At 63.8% G+C, this 5,541-nt stretch carries 7 protein-coding genes; 5 read left to right on the top strand and 2 right to left on the bottom strand.

What is annotated here, in order from left to right; all coding sequences use genetic code 11:
- The 5 genes from ACFE65_RS17390 to ACFE65_RS17370 form a co-directional block, all read left to right on the top strand.
- The coding region (locus ACFE65_RS17390; RefSeq protein WP_375383619.1) for an AAA family ATPase at window positions 1-1,777 on the top strand (1,777 nt) is incomplete at its 5' end.
- Window positions 1,778-1,953: 176 nt separating this feature from the next.
- Window positions 1,954-2,334: a DUF2726 domain-containing protein gene (locus ACFE65_RS17385; protein ID WP_375383618.1), complete on the top strand. Its 381-nt coding sequence runs from the start codon at window positions 1,954-1,956 to the stop codon at window positions 2,332-2,334.
- 104 nt (window positions 2,335-2,438) lie between these two features.
- The gene (locus tag ACFE65_RS17380; protein WP_375383617.1) at window positions 2,439-2,723 is read left to right on the top strand and encodes a hypothetical protein; all 285 of its coding nucleotides are present in this window, start codon (window positions 2,439-2,441) and stop codon (window positions 2,721-2,723) included.
- 716 nt (window positions 2,724-3,439) lie between these two features.
- Entirely contained in the window at window positions 3,440-4,123 is a 684-nt protein-coding gene (locus ACFE65_RS17375; RefSeq protein WP_375383616.1) for a ParA family protein, read from the top strand.
- On the top strand, window positions 4,116-4,502 hold the full coding sequence (locus tag ACFE65_RS17370; RefSeq protein ID WP_375383615.1) for a hypothetical protein: 387 nt from the start codon (window positions 4,116-4,118) through the stop codon (window positions 4,500-4,502). Before ACFE65_RS17375 ends, ACFE65_RS17370 begins: the two co-directional genes overlap by 8 nt.
- 171 nt (window positions 4,503-4,673) lie before the next feature.
- Here ACFE65_RS17370 and ACFE65_RS17365 read toward each other — a convergent pair whose 3' ends face one another.
- Complete coding sequence (locus ACFE65_RS17365; protein WP_375383614.1) at window positions 4,674-5,060, bottom strand: type II toxin-antitoxin system VapC family toxin; 387 nt, start codon at window positions 5,058-5,060, stop codon at window positions 4,674-4,676.
- Window positions 5,057-5,335 (bottom strand): AbrB/MazE/SpoVT family DNA-binding domain-containing protein, encoded by a 279-nt coding sequence (locus tag ACFE65_RS17360; protein WP_375383620.1) that lies wholly within the window; start codon window positions 5,333-5,335, stop codon window positions 5,057-5,059. The genes ACFE65_RS17365 and ACFE65_RS17360 overlap by 4 nt, the downstream gene beginning before the upstream one ends.
- Window positions 5,336-5,541 lie beyond the last annotated feature (206 nt).

Below are 5,541 nucleotides of genomic sequence, written 5' to 3'. Positions count from 1 at the left end.
CGGGTCATTTCTCGATGAAAACTCCGGGTCAACTCTCAGTGCAAATCAACACCTCGGGCTTTCGCCCGCTAACAAGATGGTCAACGCGTTGCGGGAGGAGATCGGGCTTGAGGCGCAGACCGTCGCCTCCTTCATCTTGGACAACGAACGCCACGTTGCCAACCCGCGATCACCCGAGGCACAGGCGAAACGGGCGGAAATGAGCAACACCACCATCGTCGTGGACGAGGCATCGATGGTGTCAAACGACGACATGGTGAAGGTCCAGACGATCGCGGCCGCGCTTGGCGCCGCGAAGACCGCCTGGATCGGAGACAAGCAACAGCTACTCCCGGTCGACTGGGGCAAGGGCCTCGCCATGGTACAGGCCGCCGGCGCGACGACGGTCCGCATGGACCAGAACATCCGCCAGCGGACCGACCAGCTGCGTACCGTCGCCGCGCTCGCCAATCAGGGTCAGGCGGCGCAGGCGCTGCGCGTGCTCGGCGACGACGTGGTCGAGCACGAGAACCCCGTGCAGGAAGCCGCAGATCGGTGGCTGGCACTACCGACCGAGGAGCGATCGTCGACCGCGATCTTCGCTTCCGGCCGTACCACCCGCGCCGAGATCAACACCATCGTACAGGATGGCCTGTCGGCCGAGGGCATCCTGACCGGCGAGGCGCTGACCGTCACCGTGCATGAGGGCCCCCATATCACCCGCGAGGCGATGCGCTATGCCGCGACCTACGCCACGGCGATGACCGAAGCGGCGCGCGATTACGGTGACGGCAAGCTGTGGCTGCGGGTTACGGGGCAGATCCAGGAGGTCGGCCTCAAGCGCGGCCTCTACGAGGTCAGCGGCGTTCTGAAGAATGGCAAAGTCGAGCTGCAGGGACCAAGCGGGCGAGTCCGCTTCGATCCGCGCCGTATCGATCCACTGGCCAAGCGCGACCGCCTGGAGCTCAGCACCACCAAGGAGATTGAGATCAGCGCCGGCGACACGATCCGCTGGACCGAGAACGACAAGCCTCGCGGGATCCATAACTCTGCGCAGGCGACCGTTACCGGCATCGAGGATGGCGCGGTGTCGATCCGGCTCGCGTCGGGCAACACGCTGACGCTGGGCGCGTCCGACCCGATGCTTGCCCGCCTCGACCTCGCCTACGCCCTCAACATGCACCAGGCGCAGGGCGTCACCGCCGATCGCGCGATCGAGGTGCTGCTCAGCTACGAGCGCAACCTGTCGAACCAGCGCCTCTTCAACGTCGGTGTCACCCGCGTGCGCGACGGCATCCAGGTCATCACCGACAACATCAAGAAGCTGTCGTCGCAACTGGAGCGCAGCGCCGGCGACAAGACCTCCTCGTTGGAGAGCCTCGGGCAGCTCGATATTGACAGCCCGACGTCGCGCCTGGGCGCGGCCGACGACGCGCTCTCGGCCGCGGTCGCCATGGTCGAGCATGCCGAGAGCGACCGGATCATCCTGCCCGACCTCGATCTGTCGGGTGAGCTACCGCCGATGGGATCATCGGAGACCGATTGGTCGACCCACGACATAAACGCCGATCTTGCTGGCGATTGGGACAGCAAGCGCTGGGACGAATGGCGCGACGATCCCCAGGAGATCGCGGTCCGCGCACGAGGCGACGATCTGACGATCCCTTCGCGTGACCGGGGCGATGATCTGACGATCGCGCCGATCAGCACGCAAAACGTCGGCATCAGGACGCCTGTGCCCGGGCAAGACCGGCAGACGCCAGGCCTCTCCGAAAAGAACCTGAGCCTGGACCTGTGACCCAGCTTATCCTTTCCGGACGATCCGACACTTGGCTCGAGTGGATCGTCGCGCACCTGGCCACCCACCCCTACGCCACGATTGCCACGTTGTTTGCCCTGTCGGCAATGCTGAAGGGCGCCGGGTTCTCGTTGGGAGCTCCCCGCCGGTCTTCAAGCGCTTCCTGACTAAGCGCGATGCTGGTGATGCTGGTGATGCTGGAGCGGGTCGCACCTCACTGCCGGATCCATGCCCAAGTGGCAATGGGCGCGCTGCTCGCCGCCCTGGACAGCCCTCTCCGACGCCGTCGCTTGTCCGACCGCAACGCCTTCTCGCAGAAGATCGTCGACTTCGTCGCCCAGGACCGCGCGACCGGCACCATCGTCACCCTGATCGAGGTCGACGACTGGAGCCACATCCTGTCGCGCGACATGGCCCACGACGCCATGACCGGCCAGGCCGGTTACCTTACCGTCCGGATACCGTCACATGCGCGTCCGACGTTCGCGGATGTCCGAGCGGCCGTCGCCGTGCTCCTCCCCTCCCCTGCCCGGGCCGACTGGAGCGTCGAGCGATGATGTTCCGGAGGCACCCTCCCCCGCCCCCCGCATATTCGGCGCCGATGTCGGAAGCCGAGCAGCTCCTTGAACATGCTAACGTGGTGCGGAAGCTCGCGTCCGACATGGACAGCCAGCACCTCACTCCTATGCTGGTCGGCGACGGCTCGCCCTTGAACAACCTCGTGCGCAACATCGTTGGCACCAACCGGCGCTCGATGCAGGAAGCCGCTGACTATCACGACGGACGCGCGCACGCGACTGACCCCATCTGCTCAATCGCCCTTCGCGTCCACGGGAGCCATTGGAGCGCCGGGCATGGCTGCGGCCCATCCCTCTCCGATCCGGACGTTTGTACCACGTCGCTTAGCGGAGAGGAAGGAGATTGGCTGGATGAGCCTGCGTCGTAGCTGGCCCCCTTCCCTTCTCCGGAGTCAGGTAGATAAACCTTCAATCAGAGTTGGTCGGCGCACTGGGCGCACCGACCGAGTTGCAGGATATCGTCCCTTCCTTCGCCGTGCCGGCACAGTGCTTGCTGGCGATGCCATGCGGCTTCTTGGACAGCAGCAACAATGTTTGCCGCCGGTTTGTCATGCGCCTCGTTATGATCGACGGGGTGCAGCTAGTCTGCCGTGGCGTTGCGATGGTCCATTGTGATCCGGATTGCTTCAAGCCTGTTCGCGTTCCGCTTAAATCAGCCGGTGACGCCACGTTCGGTGCTCGCGGTGGGGGCCGCGTTGGAGACGGGGCATAGAAGCCGCAATGGCCTAAAATGTGCCGCGCGACACGATGCGCGGCGCTATGCGCGACACAGAGCGCGGCACAGTGCGACACACAACGCGTAGGGTAAAGCGCATGCGGCCGGTAATGCGCGACAGAGCGCACATACGGCAGCGCTAGCGATACCGTTAACGCATACCACCGCGCCTCCGCACACGCTGTCGAGTGCGCGTGTGGAAGGACTTGTGCTCGCGCACGTAAACGCGGATACGGTAGCGCGAGCTACAGCGATGGCGTTGTGCACTGTGCCCACGCGAGCGCGCTGAGGACAGGACGGAGCCAGCAAGCAGAGTATCAGGCGCCATCGCTTCTGCTGGCGGCGTTAAGTGCGGAGATGGAGACGGCAGTGCCAGTAGTTACGATAGCCCAGAGCAAAGGCGGAGCCGGTAAAACAACCCTGACGCTGGCTCTTGCCTCGGAGTATGCGGCGCTTGGCGGGATCGTCACTGTGCTTGATGCAGACCGCCAGAACAGCATGGTAAATTGGTACAACGACCGCTTGGCGGAGGATCGGGCAGGCACCGGCATTACAGTTGTCGATGCGTCGCAGCTACGTGATGTCGATATCGGCAACGCAATCAAAAGGGCGAAAGCGGACGCAAGCCTAGTGCTGGTCGACTCCGAGGGAACGTCCAACTTCAAGACTGCATATGCGGCCCAGGACTCCGATTATGTGGTAGTCCCGACTAGATCGTCGCGCCTTGACCTCGAGCGCACAGTCGAGACGAGCGAGATGCTGGCCCGGATGTGCAAGGGCATCCAATTCCGGGTCTTGATTACTCAAACGGGGCAGGTTGCCCGATCGAAGGCGGAGTTGGAAATTGATCGCCAGATCAGTAGCGCGTTCCCAACCTTCGACGAGCGCATGCACACGCTCGACGCCTTCCGCGCGATGTCGAATTACCGGATGACGCTGAACGAGGTCCAGCAAGCCGGCCTTGCGAAATGCGAACGGGCTCGCGCGATTGCTCAGGGAGTGCTGGCAACCATTCTGGAAGACCTGAAGGGAAAGGATCGAGTGAATGGCTGACGAGGGCAGGGCAGGGCAGCTCGGCGATCTCGTGGGGTCAACCCGCGACCGTCTTCAGGCCACGGGGTCACCGGCAGATCGGTTGAAGGGCTTAGTACCGGAGCGCGTCGCGCCGCGCACCGAAGCGGAGGTCACGGTCGCCCCGGCCGCCGCGATGCCGAGCAACTACTTTCCTCAGGTCACGGAGGGCGGCGCGGTTGCTCCTAAACGTCGACCACAGCGCGGCCCTACGCGCTCAATCCATATAAGTATGCGCCTTGCACCGGCCGAACGCGACCGGTTCGTCCGATGGTGCGAGGATCGGAACCTCAGTCTCGCCGATGGGCTTGGGGAGCTTCTCGACGCGGCCGAAGGCTCGAAAGCCTCGCGTCGCGGCTAAGCGAATACCACCTCGCCAGATCGGAGCAGGCGATCCGTAGTAGCGGTAACGCTGATGCCCGCTACCACGAGGTACAGCGGTCGCGCGTGCGGTCATAGGCGATCGCTGGTCGGGCATGGGGCGTGCCTTCATCGACACGCTGAGCCGGGTCAGACCTCCGCCTCGCTCCGGCTACCGGATGTGCTCGACCTTGAGGTTCTTGACCCGGACCTTCTTCCACTCGCGATCGGCTGTAAGGGCAGGGACCCCGAGCTGCGCGGCTAGCGCCAGGCACGACCGATCGCCGAGGCCTCGACCGTATTGGCGCGTTTGGGCATGCAAAGCTGCGGCCGCATAGGCCGCGCCGATGTCGTGCGCGCGAACGTCAAGGCGAAGTTCGTCCAGTAGTTCGCGGGTGGTGGCCTCGTCGAGCCCGCTGAGCAGCAGCTCCTTGATAACCTCCTGGAGATTGACCGCCGAAATGGCAGCACGCCCGACATGAGATGCGACCTTGTCGGCTCCGGGTTCGTCCCGAACCAGCGCCAGAACCGCGGATGCATCGAGGACGACGGACGTCATTGCGCCTTCTCATCTTCGTCACCGGATGTGACCTCACCGAGATCGGCGGCAGCTTCGACCTTTCTGTCATTCAGGAAGTTGTCGGTCGTACGCGCCTGCTTGGCATGTTCGCGGTAGAGCGCCTGCGCGCGCGACACACCATGACCCATAGGCGTCAAGCGTACCTGATCGTCCTCGATCGTCAGGATAACCTTGACATCTCCATGCAGGCCCATCGCCTTGCGCACCGAGGCGGGCAGGACCATGCGGCCGTTCCCGGCCACTCTGACATCCATGGTTCGCGTTGCCATCGCTATGCACCCTACGCCCGAGCCCCCAGTACTATGTGCCATCAACGGCTACATGGCACAAGACATCGGGAGGACCGGTCTGCCGGTTTGGCTTCTATTGACCGCCCATTCAGGTATACCCTGTTCGCACAATCAAACCGGAACAGCTTCTGCGTTCAATCAGGGCCTATTGCAGCCATATTGAACAGGTG

The sequence above is a fragment of the uncultured Sphingomonas sp. genome (assembly GCF_964237335.1).
GTDB lineage: Bacteria > Pseudomonadota > Alphaproteobacteria > Sphingomonadales > Sphingomonadaceae > Sphingomonas.
Note: the sequence above shows the minus strand (reverse complement) of the source record. Positions and strands in the feature narration are given on the sequence as shown.